General features: G+C 71.4%; 18 protein-coding genes. 4 read left to right on the top strand and 14 right to left on the bottom strand.

Annotation, left to right across the window (positions count from 1 at the left end; all coding sequences use genetic code 11):
• Position 1: 1 nt before the first annotated feature.
• From N4G63_RS24360 to gntR, 13 genes are all read right to left on the bottom strand, one after another.
• Positions 2 to 1030, bottom strand: coding sequence for a histone deacetylase family protein (locus tag N4G63_RS24360; RefSeq protein WP_260789567.1), 1029 nt, complete (start codon positions 1028 to 1030; stop codon positions 2 to 4).
• Between the two features lie 31 nt (positions 1031 to 1061).
• Entirely contained in the window at positions 1062 to 1799 is a 738-nt protein-coding gene (locus N4G63_RS24355; protein ID WP_260789566.1) for a GntR family transcriptional regulator, read from the bottom strand.
• A gap of 343 nt (positions 1800 to 2142) precedes the next feature.
• Positions 2143 to 3078 carry a DMT family transporter gene (locus N4G63_RS24350; protein ID WP_260789565.1) on the bottom strand — a complete coding sequence of 312 codons (936 nt, stop codon included), beginning with the start codon at positions 3076 to 3078 and terminating at the stop codon, positions 2143 to 2145.
• Positions 3075 to 4205 (bottom strand): histone deacetylase family protein, encoded by a 1131-nt coding sequence (locus tag N4G63_RS24345; protein WP_260790201.1) that lies wholly within the window; start codon positions 4203 to 4205, stop codon positions 3075 to 3077. The genes N4G63_RS24350 and N4G63_RS24345 overlap by 4 nt, the downstream gene beginning before the upstream one ends.
• Before the next feature lie 100 nt (positions 4206 to 4305).
• Entirely contained in the window at positions 4306 to 5694 is a 1389-nt protein-coding gene (locus N4G63_RS24340) for an aminotransferase (RefSeq protein ID WP_260789564.1), read from the bottom strand.
• Positions 5695 to 5735: 41 nt separating this feature from the next.
• A complete protein-coding gene (locus tag N4G63_RS24335; protein WP_260789563.1) occupies positions 5736 to 7898 on the bottom strand; it encodes an alpha/beta hydrolase domain-containing protein in 2163 nt (720 codons plus the stop codon).
• Positions 7899 to 7917: 19 nt separating this feature from the next.
• Positions 7918 to 8871, bottom strand: a complete 954-nt coding sequence (locus N4G63_RS24330; protein WP_260789562.1) for a 2-hydroxyacid dehydrogenase — start codon at positions 8869 to 8871, stop codon at positions 7918 to 7920.
• A gap of 8 nt (positions 8872 to 8879) precedes the next feature.
• Positions 8880 to 10514: an ABC transporter ATP-binding protein gene (locus tag N4G63_RS24325; protein WP_260790200.1), complete on the bottom strand. Its 1635-nt coding sequence runs from the start codon at positions 10512 to 10514 to the stop codon at positions 8880 to 8882.
• Between the two features lie 26 nt (positions 10515 to 10540).
• Positions 10541 to 11434, bottom strand: coding sequence for an ABC transporter permease (locus N4G63_RS24320; protein ID WP_260790197.1), 894 nt, complete (start codon positions 11432 to 11434; stop codon positions 10541 to 10543).
• Positions 11435 to 11544: 110 nt separating this feature from the next.
• The gene (locus N4G63_RS24315) at positions 11545 to 12516 is read right to left on the bottom strand and encodes an ABC transporter permease (protein ID WP_260789561.1); all 972 of its coding nucleotides are present in this window, start codon (positions 12514 to 12516) and stop codon (positions 11545 to 11547) included.
• A gap of 18 nt (positions 12517 to 12534) precedes the next feature.
• Complete coding sequence (locus tag N4G63_RS24310) at positions 12535 to 14109, bottom strand: ABC transporter substrate-binding protein (protein WP_260790196.1); 1575 nt, start codon at positions 14107 to 14109, stop codon at positions 12535 to 12537.
• Positions 14110 to 14275: 166 nt separating this feature from the next.
• Positions 14276 to 15037, bottom strand: coding sequence for a class II aldolase/adducin family protein (locus N4G63_RS24305; RefSeq protein WP_260790195.1), 762 nt, complete (start codon positions 15035 to 15037; stop codon positions 14276 to 14278).
• 288 nt (positions 15038 to 15325) lie between these two features.
• Positions 15326 to 16444, bottom strand: coding sequence for an HTH-type transcriptional regulator GntR (gntR, locus tag N4G63_RS24300; RefSeq protein ID WP_260790194.1), 1119 nt, complete (start codon positions 16442 to 16444; stop codon positions 15326 to 15328).
• A gap of 168 nt (positions 16445 to 16612) precedes the next feature.
• Here gntR and N4G63_RS24295 point away from each other — a divergent pair, with 168 nt between their 5' ends.
• From N4G63_RS24295 to N4G63_RS24280, 4 genes are all read left to right on the top strand, one after another.
• A complete protein-coding gene (locus N4G63_RS24295; protein WP_260790193.1) occupies positions 16613 to 17149 on the top strand; it encodes a gluconokinase in 537 nt (178 codons plus the stop codon).
• 99 nt (positions 17150 to 17248) lie between these two features.
• Entirely contained in the window at positions 17249 to 17782 is a 534-nt protein-coding gene (locus N4G63_RS24290; RefSeq protein ID WP_260790192.1) for a TRAP transporter small permease subunit, read from the top strand.
• Positions 17783 to 17900: 118 nt separating this feature from the next.
• Positions 17901 to 19193: a TRAP transporter large permease gene (locus tag N4G63_RS24285; protein ID WP_260790191.1), complete on the top strand. Its 1293-nt coding sequence runs from the start codon at positions 17901 to 17903 to the stop codon at positions 19191 to 19193.
• Positions 19194 to 19232: 39 nt separating this feature from the next.
• On the top strand, positions 19233 to 20252 hold the full coding sequence (locus N4G63_RS24280; protein ID WP_260790190.1) for a TRAP transporter substrate-binding protein: 1020 nt from the start codon (positions 19233 to 19235) through the stop codon (positions 20250 to 20252).
• Positions 20253 to 20332: 80 nt separating this feature from the next.
• Here N4G63_RS24280 and N4G63_RS24275 read toward each other — a convergent pair whose 3' ends face one another.
• The gene (locus N4G63_RS24275; RefSeq protein ID WP_260790189.1) at positions 20333 to 21124 is read right to left on the bottom strand and encodes a PEP-CTERM sorting domain-containing protein; all 792 of its coding nucleotides are present in this window, start codon (positions 21122 to 21124) and stop codon (positions 20333 to 20335) included.
• Positions 21125 to 21144 lie beyond the last annotated feature (20 nt).

Genomic DNA, 21144 nt, shown 5'->3' with positions numbered 1-21144 from the left:
CTCAGGCCCCCGCGCCGAAGCCGCGCAAGAAGCTGCGCAGGTTGGCCCCCAGGTCGTCGGACAGGTAGCCGCCCTCCTGCACCAGCACAGTGGGCAGCTGCAGCTGCGCCACGGCGCGGCCGATGGCGGCAAAGCCCGGTGTGCTGAGGGCCAGCGCCTGGTAGGGGTCGCGCTCGTGGGCATCGAGGCCGAGGGCCACCACCAGCGCGCCGGGGGCGAAGCGGGCGGTCTGCTCGAGCGCGACATCCAATGTGCGCAGGTAGTCGGCATCGCCGGTGCCGCGCGCCAGCGGCAGGTTGAGGTTGAAGCCCTCGCCCTCGGCCTCGCCGTGTTCGTGCGCATGGCCGGTGAAGAACGGCGTGCAGAAATGCGGGTCGCCATGCAGCGAGACGGTGAACACATCGCGCCGGCGCCAGAAGATGCCCTGCGTGCCGTTGCCGTGGTGCACGTCCACGTCCAGCACCGCCACGCGGGCATGCCGCTGGCGCAGGTGCTGCGCGGCGATGGCGGCGTTGTTGAGGTAGGTGAAGCCGTTGGCGCGATCGGCATAGGCGTGGTGGCCGGGCGGGCGGCACAGCGCATAGGCGGCGCGCTCGCCATCCAGCAGCAGCTGCGCGGCCTGCGTGGCGCAGTGCGCCGACCACACCGCCGCCTGCCAGGTGTGCTGGCCCACCGAGCAGGCCATGTCGCCCAGGTGCCAGCCGGCCTGGCCCACCAGGCTGTCGGGGTAGCTGGCGGGCTGGCCCGGAAAGGGGTGCACATTGGGCAGCACCTCGTCGCTGGCGTTGGGCAGGGCCTGCCAGCGCGCCCAGGCGGTTTGCAGAAAGCGCAGGTAGTTGGGCGTGTGGATGGCCGCGCGCGGGCCGGGGCCGAAGTCAGCCGGCTCCATCGCCACCAGGCCCTCGGCCCGGGCCGCGGCCAGCAGGCGGTCGGCCCGCTCGGGTTGCTCGTTGCTGCGCTGGAAGCGGCCGCGCACGATGAACTGCTGCGGATCGTGGCCGCGGTGCTGGGGGGTGTGGACGACGTGCATGGGCGGGCGGTGAACGGGTGAGGTTCGAGGCTCAGGGCTTGCGTGCGCTGCCTTGCTCGGCCAGCGCGCGCACATGGTCGAGCGCCACCTCCAGGTGGTGGCGCAGGGCGGCGCAGGCGGCAGGTGCATCGCGGCGGGCCAGGGCCTGGGCGATGGGGCGGTGGGTGTCGGCCAGCGCGGCGATGTCGCCGTAGGTGTCTTCGGTGAGCGCCAGAAACAGCTGCACCTCGTGGCTCAGCTGCAGGTACAGGCGCTGCAGGCAGGCATTGCCCGACAGCGCCACCAGGTGCTGGTGAAAGCCGATGTCCATGGCCACCCGCTGCGCGCGGGTGAGCGTGGCGGCGCGGGCCACCATGGCATCCACCTGCGGCAGCAGCGCGGCCAGCTCGGCCTCGCTGGCCTGGGCGCACACCAGCTCGCAGGCCATCAGCTCGAGGGTGATGCGCACGCGGTACAGGTCTTCCACCTGGCGCGCGGTGAACTCGCGCACCGCAAAGCCGTGGCGCGGCCGGGCCAGCAGCAGGCCGGCGCTTTCGAGCCTGCGCGCGGCCTCGCGCACCGGGGCGCGGCTGATGCCCATCTGGCGCGCCAGCTCGGCCTCGACGATGCGCTCGCCCGGGCCGATGCGGCCGTCCAGGATGGCGTCGCGCAGCTGCGCCTCCACCCGGGCCACCAGGTCAGGCACCTCGATGGCCTGGAAGCCGGGCGCCGGGGCGGGCAGCGGGGCAGCGGGCGGGGTTTCAGCGGGCGGCAGGGGGCGGGCAGACATGGGGCGGCAAATGCAGGGGTGGCGGGGAGCGCGGATGGTGTCAGCGTGCGCGGGCGGCGGCGGGCCGTGGATTCCCTAGTCCAGTGAAACGGAGAAATCGGATGTGCGCAGGGGTTTGGCAGGGCAGGCGACAAGGCGCGGCCCGCAGCCCAGGCTGAACGCCTGGGCAAGGGTTGCAACACCGGCGCATGCCCTGCCAGACCCCTGCCCGCAGGGTGGGCACCTGTCAGGGGAGCCCTCGTCGTTGCCGGTGCTCGCCGGGTGTCCAACCCGGCTGCGCCCGGCGCCTAGATGGCGCCCCTGACAGGTACCCACGCACATCCGATTTCTCCGTTTCACTGGACTAGCGTGGCGGGGTGTGGTTGGCGCCCGAGGCCGCGCCGGGGCGCCGCGCCGCACGCGCCAGGCTCACGCCGGCCACGGCGATCACCGCCATGCCGGCCAGGGCCAGGCCATCGGGCGGGCGCTGGAACCAGAAGCTGCTGATCAGCACCGCCAGCAGCAGCTGCAGGTAGTTCAGCGGCGCCAGCGTGGCCAGCGGCGCGCGCCGGAAGGCCGCCAGCAGCAGCAGCTGGGCCATGCCGCTGAGCACGCCGCCAGCCAGCAGCAGCGCCATGGCCGGCCAGCCGGGCCAGGCCGGCGGCGGGCCCAGCAGCGCCGGCAGGTAGGTGATCACCAGGCACAGCGAGGCCATGTAGGCAAACTGCGTGGACGGCGCCACCCGGCCCGACAGCTTGCGCGTGAGCACCTGGAACAGCGCGTAGCACAGCGCCGCAACGGCCATCAGCGCGGTGCCGGCCAGCGGCAGCGCCGAGCCCGGCCGCACGATCAGCAGCATGCCGGCAAAACCGGCCAGCACGGCGGCCCACTGGCGCCGCGTGGGCTGCTCGCCCAGCAGCCAGGGCGACAGCGCCACCATCACCAGCGGCGCGGCAAAGTAGATGGCCGTGGCCTCGGCCAGCGGCATGGTGACCAGTGCGGTCATGAAGCTGGTGGCGGTGATGGCCAGCATCACCGAGCGCAGCAGCAGCAGGCCCTGGTGCGGCTGGCGCCAGGGCCGCAGGTTGCGCGCCTGCAGCAGCCAGGCCAGTGCGATGCCGCTGACGGCGATGTAGCGGCTGAGGTTGACCAGCGCCGGTGGATGCCGCGCCACCATGGCCTTGGCAAAGGCGTCGTAGCCGGCAAAACACAGCAGGGCCAGCAGGAACAGCGCCACGCCACGGCCGGTGCCCGCGGCGGCGCCCGGCGCCGGCAGCGCGGGGGCGGCGCTGCCGCTCACGCCGGGCCTCCCTGGCGCGGGCCGGCAGCATCCACGCGGCCCAGGCCGCCCAGCCCCTCGAGCAGCGCACGCAGGCCGGGGCCCAGCACATCCACCCGGTAGCCGCCCTCCTGCACCACCACGGTGGGCAGGCCCAGGCGGCGCACGCGCTCGCCGGCCAGGCGGTAGGCCGGGTGGTCGAAGCGCAGCACGCTGATCGGGTCGTCGCGGTGGCTGTCGAAGCCCATCGCCAGCACCAGTGCACGCGGCGCAAAACGCTCGATGGCCAGCGCGGCCTGGTCGAGCGCGGCGGCAAACTCGGGCAGGCCGCTGCCATGGGCCAGCGGCAGGTTCAGGTTGCAGCCTTCGCCGGCACCGGCACCACGCTCGTGGGCATGGCCGGTGTAGAACGGGTAGTAGCTGGCCGGGTCGGCATGGGTGCTGACGGTGAACACGTCGCCGCGGTCATAGAAGATCTGCTGCGTGCCATCACCATGGTGGGCGTCCACGTCCAGCACCGCCACGCGGCCGAAGGCCTGCACCAGCTGCTGCGCCGCCACGGCGCTGTTGTTGACGTAGCAGAAGCCGCCCGCGCGGTCGCGGTGGGCATGGTGGCCCGAGGGCCGGCACAGCGCATAGGCCAGCGGCGCGCCCGCCACCACCGCCGCGGCCGCCGCGGCTGCGGTGTGGGCGGCGCGCAGCACCGCACGCCAGGTGTGCGGCCCGATCGGGCACGACAGGTCGCTGATGAACCAGCCGGTCTGGGCCACCAGGGCCTGCGACGGGCAGGGCGGGCGCACGCCGCCCGGGCCGGTGGCCAGCGCATGGCCGGCCGGGTGCGGGTAGGGCGACAGGTTGGGCAGCACCTCGGGGCCGGGGCTCAGGCCTGGCACGGCCAGCGCCTGCCAGCGCATGTGGGCGTGCTGCAGGTAGTCGAGGTAGGCCGGCGCATGCACCGCCTCCAGCACCGCGCGGGCGCTGGCCGCGGGCGGCTCGGCCGGCACCTCGGGCGGCAGGCCCAGGGCCTGCAGCGTGTCGCGCAGCGCCTCGGCGCGCGCCGGCACATCGGCCGGCCGGTGGATGCGGCCCAGGCGCATGAACTGCTGCGGCTCGTGCAGCAGCTGGTCGGGGCAGAAAAACGCGCGCAGGGGGCTCATCGGTGGTGGCGGGGGCTCGTGTGGCGGCTTGATGCCTTGGTGGCTTGGCGGCTTGGCAGTCTGGTGGCCGGTATGTCGCGCTGCGGTGGTGTTAGCTTCGCAGCGCCGGGGCCTCGGCCTCGAAGCGGTCGAAGGCGCGGCCCAGGCGGGCGAAGAGTTCGTCCAGCTCGGCTTCGGTGATGATCAGCGGCGGGCACAGCGCGAGGGTGTCACCCATGGCGCGCACCACCAGGCCTTCGTCCAGCGCCAGCTGGGCCAGGCGCGGGCCGGCCTTGGCGGCGGGCGGGAAGGCTGTCTTGCCGCCGCGCTCGGCCACCAGCTCCAGCGCGCCGATCAGGCCCACGCCGCGCACCTCGCCCACCACCGCGCGCTCGCCCAGCTGGTGCAGCGCGGCCAGAAAGCGCGGGCTCAGCGCCGCCACGCGTTCGAGGATGCGCTCGTCCTCATAGACCTGCAGGGTCTCCAGCGCCACGGCGCAGGCCACCGGGTGGCCCGAGTAGGTGTAGCCATGGCCGAAGGTGCCCAGCCGGCCGCTGTTGGCCACCAGGCTGGCGTGGATGCGCTCATTGACCATCACCGCCGAGATCGGCACATAGCCCGACGACAAGGCCTTGGCGCAGGTCAGGATGTCGGGCCGCAGGCCGAAGGTCTGGCTGCCCCACATGCTGCCGGTGCGGCCGAAGCCGCAGATCACCTCGTCGGCGATCAGCAGCACACCGTGTTTTTGCAGCACCGCCTGGATCTTGTCGAAGTAGGTGGCCGGCGGCACCACCACGCCGCCGGCGCCCATCACCGGCTCGGCAATGAAGGCGGCCACGGTGTCGGGGCCCTCGGCCTGGATGCGCGCGTCCAGCTGATCGGCCAGGCGGGTGGCGAAGGCCTCTTCGCTTTCACCGGGCAAGGCGTTGCGCCAGTGGTGCGGGCAGTCCACATGCAGCATGCGCGGCAGCGGCAGGTCGAAATCGGTGTGGTTGCCGGGCAGGCCGGTGAGCGAGGCGCTGGCCACCGTCACGCCGTGGTAGCCGCGCTGGCGGGCGATGATCTTCTTCTTGCCCGGCTGGCCCGTGGCATTGAAGTGGTACCAGACCATCTTCACCGCGCTGTCGTTGGCCTCGGAGCCCGAGTTGGCGAAGAACGCGCGCGCCATCGGCACCGGGGCCAGGGCCAGCAGCCTGGCCGCCAGCTGGGCCACGGCCGGGTTCGAGCGGTGGTTGAAGGTGTGGTAGTACGGCAGCGTGCGCAGCGCCTGGGCGCCGGCCTCGGCCAGGCGCGGGTGGCTGAAACCCAGCGACGCGCACCACAGCCCCGACATGCCCTCGATGTAGCGCCGGCCCTGGTCGTCTTCCACCTCCACGCCGTGGCCGCGCACCACCACCAGCGGGCCCATCTCGGCATGGGCCTGGGCGTTGGTGTAGGCGTGCAGGTGCGATTGGGTGTCGAGCTGGCGCAGGGCCTGGATGCTGTCGGAGGGGGTGGTCATCGCGATGGGGGGCGGTTGAAAGGGGGCGTCGAAACAGGGCGTCAGCGCAGCACCTGGCTGGCCTCGGCCGCGCGGATCAGGGCCTGGGCATCCTCGGGCAGCAGAAAGCCCTGCTTCTGCGCGCTGGCGGCGGCCTGGCGCACGGCCGCCACATAGCCGGCATGGCTGCCGTAGCGTTCTTCCAGCGAGGGGCGCGGGTCTTGCGTGGCCTCGCGCTGGGCCTGGGTGCGGGCAAAGGGCAGCATGCCGCCCGCGTAGTTGCAGATCTGGCCGGCGTGGAAGGGCTTGTCGCCCGCGGCGGTGATGTTCCAGCCCAGGTAGGTGCCCAGCGGCGCCAGGGCCAGCACCACCGGCACACCGCCCAGCTCGTTGCCATCGGCGTCGACCTTGGGCGCCCACATCGGCAGCACCTGGCGCACGCGCGGCGGGGCCAGGCTGGCGATGCCGCTGCCGTCCACGGGGTCGAAGTCGGGGCCGTGGTCGAGCACATGCACCGGCATGATGAAGTCGGGCTCGGGCACGCTGGCGCGCAGGCCGGGCAGCGTGGGCAGGCCCAGGCTGGCCTTGTCGGCGCGCGCCAGCTGGCCGGCGGCCAGCGTGGGGTAGCGGCTGGGCGGGGGCGGCAGGTCCTGCATCACCCAGTGGCGCAAGTGCTGGCGCAGCGCATTCACCGTCTCGGTGTGCGGCATGGGGTTGGCCGGCAGCACGCCGCTGCCGAAGTTGTTGCCAGGGCAGGCGGCACCGGTGGCCGGCAGGCCCACGCCGGGCAGGCTGGTGTCGAAGCCACCGGCGCCGCCGCCGTGGTGGCTGCCGGCCAGGTAGTAGCGGCGCACGTTGGCCGGCAGCGGCAGGTCGGCCTGGCCGTCGGTGCCCACCCAGCCGGGCGTGAGCTTGAGCGCCCACACCTCGGCCGCGCCGAAGTGCTCGATCACCTTGGGGCAGGTGCGCGTGGCCTGGCAGCGCTGCAGGATGCCCGACACCCGGCCGCCGCGCAGCGGGTCGGGCGCCGGCAGCCACCACTGCGGGCCTTCGCTGCCGGCCTGGTAAAGCTCCAGCACGCCGTCGGGTTGGGCCCAGCGGTGGTTCAGCGCGATGCGGCGCCCGGCAATGATCGGCCACAGGCCATCGTGCACGGCCTGGCCGTCCTCACCCTGGTTGAAGCCCAGGTGCAGCCAGCCGCGCAGGAAGTTGCCCGACTGCGACACGCCACGGCCGATGCTGTGGCTCACCCAGCCGGCCACCGGATTGGGCGTGCCGGCCTCGTCGGCCTGGGCGGTCTTGAAGAACTGGCCCACGTCGCGCCAGGCCGCAAAGCCCATGCCCAGCACCTGCGGGTCGGCCGCGGTGAACACCACCTGGTACAGGCGCTTCGCATCGAAGCCGGCCTTCAGGCAGATCTGCGTCGGGTCGGGCGTGCCGGGGAAGGGGTGGTCGGCATCGCAGCGCGCCCAGGCCCAATCGGCCGCGGGGATCACGCGCTCGTCGATCACCTCGCCGCTTTGCAGCTCGCCGCCGCGCGACACCAGCCGGGCCTTTGTGGTGTCCAGGCTCAGCGGGCGATAGGGCACCGGGTTGGTCTGCACCAGCAGCGGCTGCGAGGCGGGCCCGCTGCGGTTGACGATGCGCGCAAACACCTCACCGGTGATGCGTTCGCCATCCCGGCCACGGGCCACCGGCAGTTGCAGCCATTGGTTGGCGCCGATGGCGGCGGTGGGCTTGACTGCCGTGGCGCCGGCGTTGTCGCCCTGCCAGGCGCTGGCCAGCATCACGTCGCCAGCGGCGAACTCCTGCACCGCGTTGGCAAAGATGCGGCCGCGGTTGGGCACGTCGTGCCACATCAGGCCGCTGGCCCGGGCCTTGTCCACCGGCTTGAGCAGCTGGAAGGTGGCCACATAACGCGCCTTGCCATCGGCATCGAGGCCCAGGCGGATGTCCTGGATGATGGCGTTGCCGGGCAGGGCCGGGTCGAGCTCGCCGAAGACGCGGCCGGCGATCTGCTCGTAGGCCATGCCGGCCGGTGCGCCGGGCGGCGCCGCCACGGGCTGGCGCGCGTCGATCACCAGGCGGGTGACCCGCGCCTGGGCCGGCACGGCCGGCAGCAGGCTGGCCAGGGCCACGGCCACCCCCACGGCCAGTGTCCGTGCCGGCGCGCAGAAGCCGGGCGCGGCAACAGCGAAGGCAGTCCGAGGATGGCGGCTTGGCATGTCGGTGTGTCCTTGCAAGTCAGTAGCCGCGGCGGCGGTCGATGGCCACGTCGGCGGCCCGGCCGGCCTGCGCGCTGGCCAGGTTGGCCAGGGTTTGCGCGGCGATCACCGCGATGGGCGTGCGCGTGGCAATGTGCGGCGTGACGGTGATGCGCGGATGCTGCCAGAACGGGTGGCCGGCCGGCAGCGGCTCGGTGCGAAAGGCGTCCAGCGTGGCCGCGCCCAGCTGGCCGCTGGCCAGCGCCGCCAGCAGGTCGGCATCCACCACATGGTCGCCGCGGCCCACGTTGATCAGGTGCGCGCCGCGCGGCAGGGCGGCCAGAAAGCGCGCGTCGATGCGATCGCGCGTGGCCTCGGTGAGCGGCAGCAGGCACACCAGGGTGTCGCAGCCCGAGAGAAAGTCGGCCAGCTGCGCATCGCCGTGGAACAGCGCCACGCCGTGCAGGTCAGCGGCCACCTCGGACGCGCTGCGCTTCCAGCCGCGCACCGCGTAGCCGATGCTCAGCAGGGTGCGCGCACAGGCCTGGCCCAGGGTGCCGAAACCGGCAATGCCCACCCGGTGCTGCGGCGGGTGCTGCACCGGCTGCTCGCGCCATTCACCGGCGCGCTGCTGGGCCAGGTAGGCGCCCATGTGGCGCTGGCCCTGCACCACGGCCCAGGCCACATAGGCCGCCATGCCGCTGGCCATCTGCGCATCGACGATGCGGCACAGCGGCACGCTGGCCGGCAGGGCCGGGTCGCGCACCAGGTGGTCGATGCCGGCGGCCAGCGACTGGATCAGCTTCAGCCGCGGCAGCGTGGCGATCACGCCGGGCGGCGGCTCCCAGCACACGGCTGCGTCGATCTCGGCCACGTTGCCCAGCTCGGGCCACAGGCGCAATTCGATGCCTGGGCAGGCGGCCTCGAAGGCCGGCACCAGGTAACGCATGTCGATGGTGGCGCTCAGCAACGCGAGCGTGGGTTGGTCGCTCATGTTCCGCGTCATGCCGCCAGCTTCGGCACCGCCGCCATCAGCGCCTGCGTGTACGGGTGCTGCGGCCGCGCCAGCACCTCGGCCGTGGGGCCGTGCTCGACCACGCAGCCACGCTGCATCACGGCGATCTGGTCGCACATCTCGCCGGCCACGCGCAGGTCGTGCGTGATGAACACCATGGCCAGCTGGAAGCGCTCGCGCACCTCGGCAAACAGCTTCAGCACCTGGGCCTGCACGCTGACATCCAGCGCGCTCACCGGCTCGTCGGCCACCAGCAGCTCGGGCTGCATGGCCAAAGCACGGGCGATGCAGATGCGCTGGCGCTGGCCGCCCGAGAACTCGTGCGGAAACCGGTCGGCCGCCTCGGGCCCCAGGCCCACCAGCTGCAGCAGCTCGCGCACGCGGACTTCGGCCTGCGCGCGGGGCAGGCCCTGCGCCATGGGCCCGGCCATCAGTGCCGGGCCGATGCGGTGGCGCGGGTTGAGCGACGCGTTCGGATCCTGAAACACCATCTGGATGCGCCCGCCGGTGGCGCGGCGCAGGCCCTCGCCGGCCAGCAGGCTGCGCCCCTTGAACAGGATGCGGCCCGAATCAAAGGGCGACAAGCCCACCAGGCAGCGGCCCACGCTGCTCTTGCCCGAGCCCGATTCGCCCACCAGGCCCAGCGTCTCGCCGGCGCGCAGCGCAAAGCTCACGTCCTTGGCGGCCTGCACCGTGCGGCCGCGGGTGAGCAGGCCACGGCCGGTGACATGGGTCTTGCACAGGTCTTGCACCTGCAGCACGTAGCTGGCCTCGCCGGCCGCCGGTGGCGGCGCCTCGCGCAGCGTGCCCTGCGGAATGGCCGCCAGCAGCTGGCGCGTGTAGGCATGCTGCGGCGCGCGCAGCACCTGGGCGGCCGGGCCGGCCTCGACGATGCGGCCGGTCTGCATCACCACCACGTCGTCAGCGATCTCGGCCACCACGCCGAAATCGTGGGTGATGAACAGCACCGCCGTGCCGCGGCGCTGCTGCAGCTCGCGGATCAGCGCCAGGATCTGCGCCTGCGTGGTGACATCGAGCGCGGTGGTGGGCTCGTCGCAGATCAGCAGCCGGGGCTCGAGCAGCATGGCGCAGGCAATCATCACGCGCTGGCGCTGGCCGCCCGACAGGCGGAAGGGGTAGCTGTCGACCAGCAGTTCGGGCTCGGGCAGGCCCACGTCCTTCAGCGCCGCGACGATGCGCTGGCGCTTCTCGGCCGCCGGCAGTGTGAGGTGGGCGTCCAGCAGCTCGGCCAGCTGGTCGCCGATGCGCATCACCGGGTTCAGCGCGGTCATCGGCTCCTGGAACACCATGGCGATGCGCGCCGCCCGAAAGGCGCGCCAGCCGGCCTCGTCGAGCTGCAGCAGGTCTTGCCCGTCGAACATCACCTGGCCGGCCACCGGCTGCACCGCGGGCTGCGGCAGCAGGCCCATCAGCGCATTGGCGATCATCGACTTGCCCGAGCCCGATTCACCCACCACGCACAGCGTGCGCCCGGCGTGCAGCGTGAAGCTGGCGCCCTGCACGGCCAGCGGCCGGTCGGCGCCCGCGGGCAGGCGGATGTCGAGGCCCTGCACCGCCAGCACGGGCGTGGCGGGGGTCTCAGGAATGGGCAGATGGCTCATGGCGGACAGGTCAAGCACGCGGGCGTTCATCGGGTTCTCCCGGCCGAGCGGGCGTTCAGGCCGTCGTTCAGGCCCTCGCCCACCAGGTTGAGCGCCAGCACCGTGAAGACGATGGCCAGGCCCGGAAACAGCGCCATCCACCAGGCCTGGCGCAGCACGGTGCGCGCGGCGCCCACCATGTAGCCCCAGCTCATCTGGTTGGGGTCACCCAGGCCCAGAAAGCTCAGGCTCGATTCCAGCAGGATGGCCGTGGCCACCATCAGCGAGGCCATCACGATGATCGGTGAGGCGGCGTTGGGCAGGATCTCACCCAGGATGATGCGCGGCGTAGAGAGGCCCGCCAGCTGCGCGGCCGAGACGAAATCACGCTGGCGCAGCGTGAGGAACTCGCCGCGCACCAGGCGCGCCACCGGCGGCCAGCTGACCAGCGCGATGGCCGCCACGATGGAGTCGATGGACGGCTGGAAGATGGCCACCAGCACGATGGCCAGCGCAAAGCTGGGCACGGCCTGGAACAGCTCGGTGAAGCGCATCAGCGTGGCATCGACCCAGCGGCCGAAGTAGCCGGCCACCGCGCCGATGCCCACGCCGATGATCAGCGACACCACCGTGGATACCACGCCGATCAGCAGCGAGATGCGCGCCCCGCGCACCACGCCCGAGAAGATGTCGCGGCCCATGGTGTCGGTGCCCATCGGCAGGCCGGCGGTCTGGCCGGGCTCGAGAAAGGGCTGGTCGACCATGTCCCAGGGGTCGTTGGCGGCCAGCAGCGGCCCGAAGGCCACCAGCAGCGCCACCAGCGCCAGCACAACCAGGCCGGCCACCGCGCCCTTGTTGCGCGCGAAGCGGCGCCAGAAACCTGACGAGCGCTTCGAAGGAGTCAGGACGACCGTGGCAGTTGAGGACAGAGAGTTGGCCATGACGGACTCCGTGTATGGATCAAACCCAGCGCCCGCCGCGAAACCGGCTCTGCCGGGCCGCTGGCGGCGCCCCCTGGGGGGAGGCGCCGCAGGCGCTTCGGGGGGGGGGGCTAAAGTTCAATTCGGGGATCGACCAGCGTGTAGACGAGGTCGGTCAGCAGGTTGAACAGCACCGCCATGGCCGCGGTGACGAGAAAGCAGCCGAGCAGCAGGTTGTAGTCACGCTGCAGCAGGGCATCGAACATCAGGCGGCCGATGCCGGGCCAGGCGAACACGGTTTCAGTGAGCACCGCGCCGCCGATCATGCCGCCGGCCTGGATGCCGGCCAGCGTGACCACCGGCAGCAGCGCATTGCGCAGCACATGGGCGCGCAGGATGCGGCCGGGCTTCAGGCCCTTGGCGCGGGCGGTCTTCACAAAATCCATCTGCGCCACGTCCAGCATCGCGGCGCGGGTCATGCGGGCGTAGACGGCCATGTAGAACAGCGCCAGCGTCAGTGCCGGCAGCAGCAGGTGGCGGCCGGTGTCCAGCACCGCGGCCCAGCCGGTGTAGCCGGCGCCCACCGTCATGTGGCCAAAGGCCGGCAGCCAGGCCAGCTGCACCGAGAACAGCAGCACCGCCATCATCGCCAGCCAGTACAGCGGCGTGGCATAGAACACCAGGGCCACCACGGTGATCAGGCTGTCGAGCCACTTGCCGGCCCGCCGGCTGGCCAGCGCACCCAGCGTCACCCCGAACAGCAGTGACAGCGCGAAGGCCGTGCCGGTGAGCAGCAGCGTGGCCGGCAGGCGCTGCAGGATCAGATCGACCACCGGCTGCTGCTGCCGGTACGAGAAGCCCAGATCGCCCTGCAGCACATGGCCCAGGTAACGCCCGAGCTGGGTGGACACCGGCTGGTCGAGCCCGAACTGCGCGCGCAGCTGGGCCACGAACTGCGCATCCGACGCGCCGGCCTCGCCGGCGATCACCGCCACCGGGTCACCCGGCGCGGCGCGCACCAGCATGAAGTTGACGGTGGCAATCAGCACCAGGGCCAGCAGGCCCTGCGCCACGCGCGTGAGCATGTACTGCAGGCGTTTCATCGTGGTCAGCCCAAGTCCTTACGCCAAGGAGGCGCGCGCGATGCTGTCGTTCAACCCGATGCCCGAGCTGACCGGGTTCTTCACCTTGGCGCGGTACAGCGTGGGAAAGGTGATCTCGTGCAGCCAGGCCACCGGCACCTCTTCCACCAGCAGCTTCTGCACCTCGAGGTAGGCCTTCTGGCGCGAGGCCGGATCGGTGGCGCGGGCGCCGGCGGCAAACAGCGCATCGACGCGCGAGTTCACATAGCCTTCCACGTTGTTGAACGGCGAGCCCTTGGCGATGTTGGTGCTGGTGTAGTTGCGCGCCACGCCGAGTGCCGGATCACCGTACTGGTACAGGTAGGTGAAGGCCAGGTCGTAATCCCACTCGTTGAGGCGCTGGTTCCAGCCGGCCACGTCGGTGGCCACCAGCTCGAGCTTGATGCCGATCTGCGTGAGCGCCTGCTTCACCATCTCGGCCTGGCGCTGCCAGCTCTCGCCATAGGGCAGGGGCAGCAGGCGGATGGTCTCGCCCTTGTAGCCCGATTCGGCCAGCAGGGCCTTGGCCTTGGCCATGTCCTTGGGGTACTTGGGCACGTCGGCGCTGGCGTACTTGATGGCGCTGTTGAACGGGCCGGTGGCCGGCTTGGCAAAGCCGTACCAGGCGATCTTGGCCATGGCCTCGCGGTCGATGGCGTGCATCAGCGCCTGACGGAACTTGACGTTGTTCATCGGCGCCTTGCGGTGGTTGATCCACAGCCACGAGTGCGGCGAGAAGAATTCCCAGCCCTTGGTGGTGACGGCCACACCCGGCAGCTTGGCCAGGCGCTGCACGTCGAAGTACTCCACCGAGCCGCCCGGCGCGATGTCGATCTTGCCGCTCTCGAAGGCCGCCGCACGCGCCGCCGCATCGGGGATCACGTGGTAGTACACCTTCTCGATCAGCGGCAGGTTGGGCACGTGGTAGGCCGCATTGGCCTCGAGCAGGATGTAGCTGCCCTTGACCCATTCCTTGAACTTGTACGGCCCGGTGCCGATGGGCGTGGCGTTGGCCGGGTTGGTGGCGAAATCGGTGCCCTCGTAGATGTGCCTGGGCACCATGGGCATGGTGCCGTTCTCGAACAGGCCCAGGAAGGGCCCGAACGGGTACTTGAGCTTGAACTCCAGCGTCAGCGGGTCGGTCGCCTTGACCGACTCCAGCGCCTCCAGGCTGCCGCGCAGGCGGGCGTGGGTCTTGCGCAGGAACACATCCACCGAGAACACCGCATCAGCGCTGGTGAAGGGCTTGCCGTCGTGCCACTTGACGCCGGATTTCAGCTTGAAGGTGTAGGTCTTGCCATCGGGGCTCACCGTCCAGCTGCTGGCCAGTTGCGGCTGCGGGTTGAGCTTGTCGTCGTAGCGCAGCAGGCCTTCGTAGATGTTGCCGCTGATCAGCTGCGTGGGGCCGTTCTGCACCAGGCCCATCATCAGGCCCGGCGGCTCGGGCTGCACCAGCACATTGAGCGTGCCGCCCTTCTTGGCGTCCTTGTCCTGGGCCAGCAGTTCCAGCGGCACGCCGGCGATGGACACGCCCAGCCCGGTGGCACCCAGTTGAATCAGTTGGCGTCGTTGCATGGTGAAAAGCCTTCTTGCTTGCGGTGGGATTGGCGGTGGCGGCGGCTGCGCCGCCCATGCGGCAGCCCGGCCCGCACCCGCGGCGGCTGCCGGCGGGTGGGGAACAGGGCAGGGGAGGGAAACGGGGGAGCTAACGGAAGATCAACGCGACCTGCGGCACGGGCCGTCAGTCGCGCCAATCGCTGGCGGTGGCCGGCTGCAGGCGCTGCAGCATGGCGCGCCATTCGCGCGCATACAGGTTGGGGTTGCCGGCCACGCGGTTGCTGCTGCCGCCCTCGTACTGGCGCGCGGTGAGTTCGGCCACCTCGTCCGGCACCGGATGGATGGGCTGGCCGCTGGCCTGGATGGCCAGTTGCACGCGGCAGGCGCGATCGAGGTTGTGCATCAGGATCAGCGCCTCGGCCACACTGCGGCCGAGCGTGACCAGGCCATGGTTGCGCAGGATCAGCACCTGGGCCGTGGGGCCCAGATCGGCCACCAGGCGCTCACGCTCGGCATGGTTCAGCGCAATGCCCTCGAAGGCGTGATAGACCACCCGGTTGTGGAACTGCAGCGCCCACTGGTTGCAGGGCTGCAGCCCGCAGGCCAGCGACGACACCGCCACGCCCGGCACGGTGTGGGTGTGCAGCACGCAGGTGGCGTCGTGCCGGGCGGCGTGCACCGCGCTGTGGATGGTGAAGCCGGCCGGGTTCACGTCGAAATCGGTGGGCTCGAGGATGCGGCCTTCCAGATCGATCTTCACCAGCGACGAGGCCGTGATGTCGCGAAACAGCATGCCGTAGGGGTTGATCAGGAACTGGTCCTGCGTGCCCGGCACCCGCGCGGAGATGTGGGTGTAGATGCTGTCGTCCATGCCGAAATGGGCAACCAGCCGGTAGGCAGCAGCAAGGTCCTCGCGCACCTGGCGCTCGGCAGCAGAAACGGACATGGCCTGGGGCCCTCCAAACGCTTGAGATTCGTCAACTGTCGGCTGTCGACAGTTTGCAGGAGGTGTAGCCAAAACCGTGCCAGGGTTTGTGCGGGGTCAAACCGGGGCTGGCGGGGGTGTGTCAGCCCCTGTGGGTGGCGGTGGCGCCTGATGCTGGTGCGCCCAAGCTCGGGGCTGGTGCGTGGGTGCGGGCGCGTGAGTGCGGGTGCGCACGCCTTCGGGCCGCAGCGCGTCGGCCAAGGTCTTCGGCCGCCCTCAGAGGGTGTCTCTCATTTCGGGGACACCCTCTCAGCTGCTCTGCCGCACCACCAGCTCGAAGCCCACGTCCACCAGCGGCTGGGCCGGCTGCTGGCCGCGCATCAGGCCCAGCAGCAGGCTGGCGGCCTGGGCGCCCACCTCGGCGCGCGGCGTGCGCACGCTGGTCAGCGGCGGAATCATCTGGTCGCTGCCGTCCAGGTCATTGAAGCCGGCAATGGCCACCTGCTGCGGCACGGCCACGCCCATGCGCAGCGCGGCCAGCAGCGCGCCCTGGGCCAGGTCGTCGTTGCAGAAGAAGATGGCGTCCACATCGGGGTGGCGGGCCATCAGCTCGCGAAACAGGCGCGCGCCCAGCGCCATGCTGGTGGGCGTGGGGTCGAGCAGCTCGAGCGCGGGGTCGAGCCGGCCGGCGGCGCGCAGCGCGCCGCGCCAGCCCTCGGCGCGCTGCAGCACGCGCGGGTCCATCTGGCCGGCCACGTAGGCAATGCGGCGGTGCCCGCGCGCCAGCAGATGCTCGGTGATGGCGCGGCCGGCGGCCTGCTGCGAGAAGCCCACGCTGTGGATGCCGGGCGCATCGCGCGTCTCTATCATGTGCACGCAGGGCAGGCCGCTGCCGTCGATCAGCGCCTGGGCGGCCGGCGTGCGGTCAAAGCCGGTGAGCAGCAGGCCGGCCGGCCGGTGGGCCAGGTAGCTGCGCAGCAGGGCTTCTTCTTCGTCGGCCCGGTAGTGGGTGACGCCGATCAGGGTTTGGTAACCGGCCGGGGTGAGGGTGCGCTGCACCGATTCAAGCAGCTCGACGAACAGCGTGTTGCTGAGCATCGGGATCAGCACCGCCACATGCTGGCTGTGCGCCGAGGCCAGCGCGCGCGCGGCGGGGTCAGGCACATAACCCAGTTGTGCAGCGGCCTCGTGCACGCGCTGCGACAGGCCGGCATCCACGCCGCGCGTGCCGCGCAGCGCGCGCGAGGCGGTGATGGCACTCACGCCGGCGGCGCGCGCCACGTCGTCCAGCGTCACGCGGCCGGTGGCGCGGCTGGCCTGGCGGCGGCGCGGGGCCGGGCTGTCGGCCGGGTTGTTTGTCGGGTGGACGGCCGGGCTGTCGGCCGAGGTGGCGCTGGGGTCGTCGTCCGACGCGGGATCGCGGCTCATTGAGTAAAAACCCTGATACTGCTGGCGAGCTGGGATGTTTAGGATAGCGCTGTCCTTGCCGCCGGTCCACCGCAGTATCCCTGACCCGGGAAGCGCGGCGCACCGGCACGACACCACAGGCTGCGGGCCTGTCTTTTTTCACCCAATTGGGATAGCGCTGTCCAAACCATGAACCTCCTGCCGTCAATCGTCGTGATGGGCGTGGCCGGCTGCGGCAAGAGCAGCCTGGGCGCCGCGCTGGCGCAATCGCTGGGCCGGCCGCTGGTGGAGGGCGACGACCACCACCCCGGCGCCAACGTGACCAAGATGCGCGCCGGCACGCCGCTGACCGATGCCGACCGCGCCGGCTGGCTGGACGCGCTGGGCCGCGCGCTGCAGGCGCACGAGAGCGCGCCGCTGGGCGCTGGTGGCCAGGCGGTGCTCACCTGCTCGGCGCTCAAGGCCGCCTACCGCGAGCGCCTGCGCGCCGCCGCACCGGGCCTGGCCTTTGTGCACCTGCGGCTCAGCCGCGAGCAGGCGCGCGAGCGCGTGGCCGGGCGCGGCGGCCATTACTTCAACCCCGCGCTGGTGGACAGCCAGTTCGACACCCTGCAGCCGCCCGAGGGCGAGCCGCGCGTGCTGGCGCTCGATGCCACGCTGCCGCTGCCGGCGCTGGTGCTGGCCGTGCAGCAATGGCTGCAGGCCGGCCTGCCGGCCCGGCCCTGAGCGCGGCAGGCGCCGTCACTACACCTTCACCACGCCACGCACCCGTCCCGTCGCGCCCCTCCCGTCACGCCCCCTGTCACGCCCAGCCTGGGCCCCGCCATGACCACACCCCCTTCCACCACCGGCCCGGCCGCCGAGGCCCCGGCCCCCGTCCCGGCCTGGCAACGCCTGGCCGACAACGCCATGGCCATCGCACTGGGCGCCATGGCGCTGGCGGTGTTCATCAACGTGGTGCTGCGCTACGGCTTTGGCGGCGGCATCGCGGCCAGTGAAGAGCTGTCGCGCCTGCTGTTCGTGTGGCTGGTGTTCATCGGCGCCGCGGCGGCCTATCCGCTGGGCGAGCACATGGCCTTCACCAGCCTGCTGCAGATGCTGCGCGGCCGCCCCGCGGCGCTGGCCGCGGCCACGGTGGTGATCCGCCTGCTGGTGCTGCTGGCCAGCGTGCTGCTGGGCTGGGGCGCCTGGCAGCAGGTGGTGGTGGGCCTGGGCAGCCATTCGGTGGTGATGGGCTACCCCACCGCGCTGCTGCCGCTGCCGGCGCTGCTGTGCGCGCTGGCCATCGGCGGCGTGGCGCTGTGGGAGCTGGTGTCGCGCAAGCCGCTGCACCTGGGCCACGGTGTGGAGGTGGAGTGATGTTCCAGCAAGACCGCAGTCCCAGATCCACCCGGCGGGCCCGGCGCCAGGCCGCAGCCCGGCCGGCCCGCATTCCCGCGGGCGATCGGCCATCGCACCCGTCGAATGAGGCGCTGACATGACCCCCGAAGGACAAGCCTTCGTCACCTTCTGCCTCGGCATGCTGGTGCTGATGGGCATCGGCATGAACATGGCGCTGGCGCTGGTGCTCACCGGCGCGGCCATGGCCTGGGTGCTGGGCTTCTGGGACACCCAGCTGCTGGCGCAGAACCTGGTGGGCGGCATCGACAGCTTTCCGCTGCTGGCCGTGCCCTTCTTCATCCTGGCCGGCGAGCTGATGAACTCGGGCGGCATCAGCCAGCGCATCATCCGCATGGCGCAGGCCTGGGTGGGCCACATCCGCGGCGGCCTGGGCTATGTGGCCATCGGCGCCGCGGTGCTGATGGCCAGCATGAGCGGCTCGGCCCTGGCCGACACCGCCGCGCTGGCCACCATCCTGCTGCCCATGATGCGCCAGGCCGGCTACCCCATGGCCACCTCGGCCGGGCTGCTGGCCTCGGGCGGCATCATCGCGCCGATCATCCCGCCGTCGATGCCCTTCGTGATCTACGGCGTCACCACCAACACCTCGATCTCGGCGCTGTTCACTGCCGGCATCGTGCCCGGGCTGATCATGGGCCTGGGCCTGATCGTGGCCTGGAAGTGGGTGCTGCGCCGCATCGATCTGCAGCCCGGCACGCCGCTGCCGCTGCGCGAGCGGCTGCGCACCACGGCCAAGGCCTTCTGGGCGCTGCTGATGCCCATCATCATCATCGGCGGCATGAAGAGCGGCGTGTTCACGCCCACCGAGGCCGCGGTGGTGGCCGCCTTCTACGCCCTGGCCGTGGCCCTGCTGATCCACCGCGAGATGCGCCTGGCCGAGCTGCGCGGCGTGCTGGTGCGCGCGGCCAAGACCACCGCCATCGTGATGTTCCTGTGCGCCGGCGCCCAGGTGGCCAGCTACATGATCACGCTGGCCGACCTGCCCGGCGTGCTCACCGGCTGGCTGGGCCCGCTGGTCGACAACCCGCGCCTGCTGATGACCGTGATGATGCTGGCGCTGGTGCTCATCGGCACCGCGCTCGACCTCACGCCCACCATCCTGATCTTTGCGCCGGTGATGCTGCCCATCGCCGTGAAGGCCGGCATCGACCCGGTGTACTTCGGCCTGATGTTCGTGCTCAACGGCGCCATCGGCCTGATCACGCCGCCGGTAGGCACGGTGCTCAACGTGGTGGCCGGCGTGGGCCGGCTGTCGCTGCACCAGGTGGTCAAGGGCGTGAACCCCTTCCTCGTCACCTATGTGCTGATCCTGGCGCTGTTTGTCGCCTTTCCGCAGCTGGTCACGGCCCCGGTGGCCTGGCTGCGCTGAGCCTGTTCCCGCTTCTTTGCATTCATCCCGGAGACTTCCATGCAACTGATCCGTCGCGCCCTCGTTGCCACCGCCGCCATCGCGGCCCTGGCCAGCACCACCGCCGCCTTGGCGCAAGACATCAAGCCGCGCCTGATCCGCTTTGGCTACGGCCTCAACGAGCAGAGCAACCAGGGCCGTGCGGTCAAGCTGTTCGCGGCCGAGGTCGAGAAGGCCTCGGGCGGCAAGATGAAGGTGCGCGCCATCGGCGCCGCCGCCCTGGGCCCCGATACGCAGATGCAGCAGGCGCTGATTGGCGGCGCGCAGGAGATGATGGTGGGCAGCACCGCCACGCTGGTGGGCATCACCAAGGAGATGGCGCTGTTTGACACGCCCTTTCTGGTGAACAACGTCAAGGAGGCCGACGCCCTGCTCGACGGCCCGGTGGGCCAGAAGGTGATGGCCAAGCTGCAGGAAAAAGGCCTGGTGGGCCTGGTGTACTGGGAGAACGGCTTTCGCAACCTCACCAACAGCAAGCGCCCGGTGCACAAGCTGGAAGACCTGGACGGCGTGAAGCTGCGCGTGATGCAGAACGAGGTGTTCCTCAGCAGCTTCAAGAGCCTGGGCGCCAACGCCGTGCCGCTGCCCTTCAGCGAGCTGTTCGGCGCGCTGGAAACCAAGACGGTGGACGGCCAGGAGAATCCGTTCAACACCATCCTGTCCTCCAAGTTCTACGAGGTGCAGAAGTACCTCTCGGTCACCAACCACGTCTACAGCCCGTGGATCATGACGGTCAGCAAGAAGTGGTGGGACGGCCTGTCCAAGGACGAGCAGAAGGTGCTGATGGACGCCGCCATCAAGAGCCGCGACTTCGAGCGCAAGGACACCCGCGAAGAGGCCGCCAAGGCCGTGGCCGAGCTCAAGGCCAAGGGCATGCAGATCAACGAGCTGAGCGCGGCCGAGACCGCCCGCATGCGCGACAAGCTGACCCGCGTGAACGCCAGCATCGCCGCCAACGTGGGCATGGACCTGTGGAACGAAACGCAGGCCCAGCTGGCCAAGCTGCGCGGCGGCAAGTGATGCACGGGGCGTGAGCCCCGAACCTGCACCATCGAAGAAACCGGGGCCGCGCATGCGGCCCCGGGCGTTTCAGTCTTGCGTCAATGCGCGGCCCGGCGCCGTGCCGTCCAGGCCCCCAGCCCGGCCAGGCCCAGCAGCCACAGCGCCGCCTGGGCCGGCTCGGGCACCGGAGCGAGCTGGGTGTCACCGATCAGCGTCACGCTGTCCTGCGCCGAGAGCGTGAAGCTCAGCGTAAGGCCCATCCACTGCATCGGCAGCGCGGGGGTGAACACCTGCCCGGCGCCCATGATCGGGCTGCTGCCGCCATCGGGCAGGGTCATCGCCTCGCCCAGGCCCAGGTTCACCGGCAGCGTGCCCAGGGCCGTGTCGCGGCCGCTGGACAGCAGCAGGTGGCTGGCCGTGGGGTTCAGCGTTACGCCGGCCGCGCCGCCCAGGCCATGGGCCGCGCCATCCACCGCGCTGTGCACCCACAGGCTGCTGCCGGCATCCACCTGCGGCAGCACCGGCGCCAGTTCGGCGCTGAGCGTCAGGCTGAAGGCCTGGTCGGTGCCTGACAGGTTCTGCGCCACGATGTCGAAGCCGGCGCCGGGATCGGGGTCGAGCCACAGGCCGTTGATCGTCAGGCTGACATCGGGCCCGCTCACCACCAACGGGCCGGGGGTCACCCAGCGCTGGCCGGTCCATTGCAGGCCGATGTCGGTGACCAGGCTGCCCAGCGTCACCCGCGCCGCGGCCAGCGGTGGCGCGGCCTGGGCGGGGGCCCAGGTGCACAGGTACAGCACGGCAGCCAGCAGGCTGGACTGGCCGGGCCGCCGGCGTGGCGCGGGCGCGATGTCGGCGGGTGATGGAGCGGGGAGGTCGTACAGGGTCATGGATGTGGCTCTGAAGGGCA

The sequence above is a fragment of the Aquabacterium sp. OR-4 genome (assembly GCF_025290835.2).
GTDB lineage: Bacteria > Pseudomonadota > Gammaproteobacteria > Burkholderiales > Burkholderiaceae_C > Pseudaquabacterium.
Note: the sequence above shows the minus strand (reverse complement) of the source record. Positions and strands in the feature narration are given on the sequence as shown.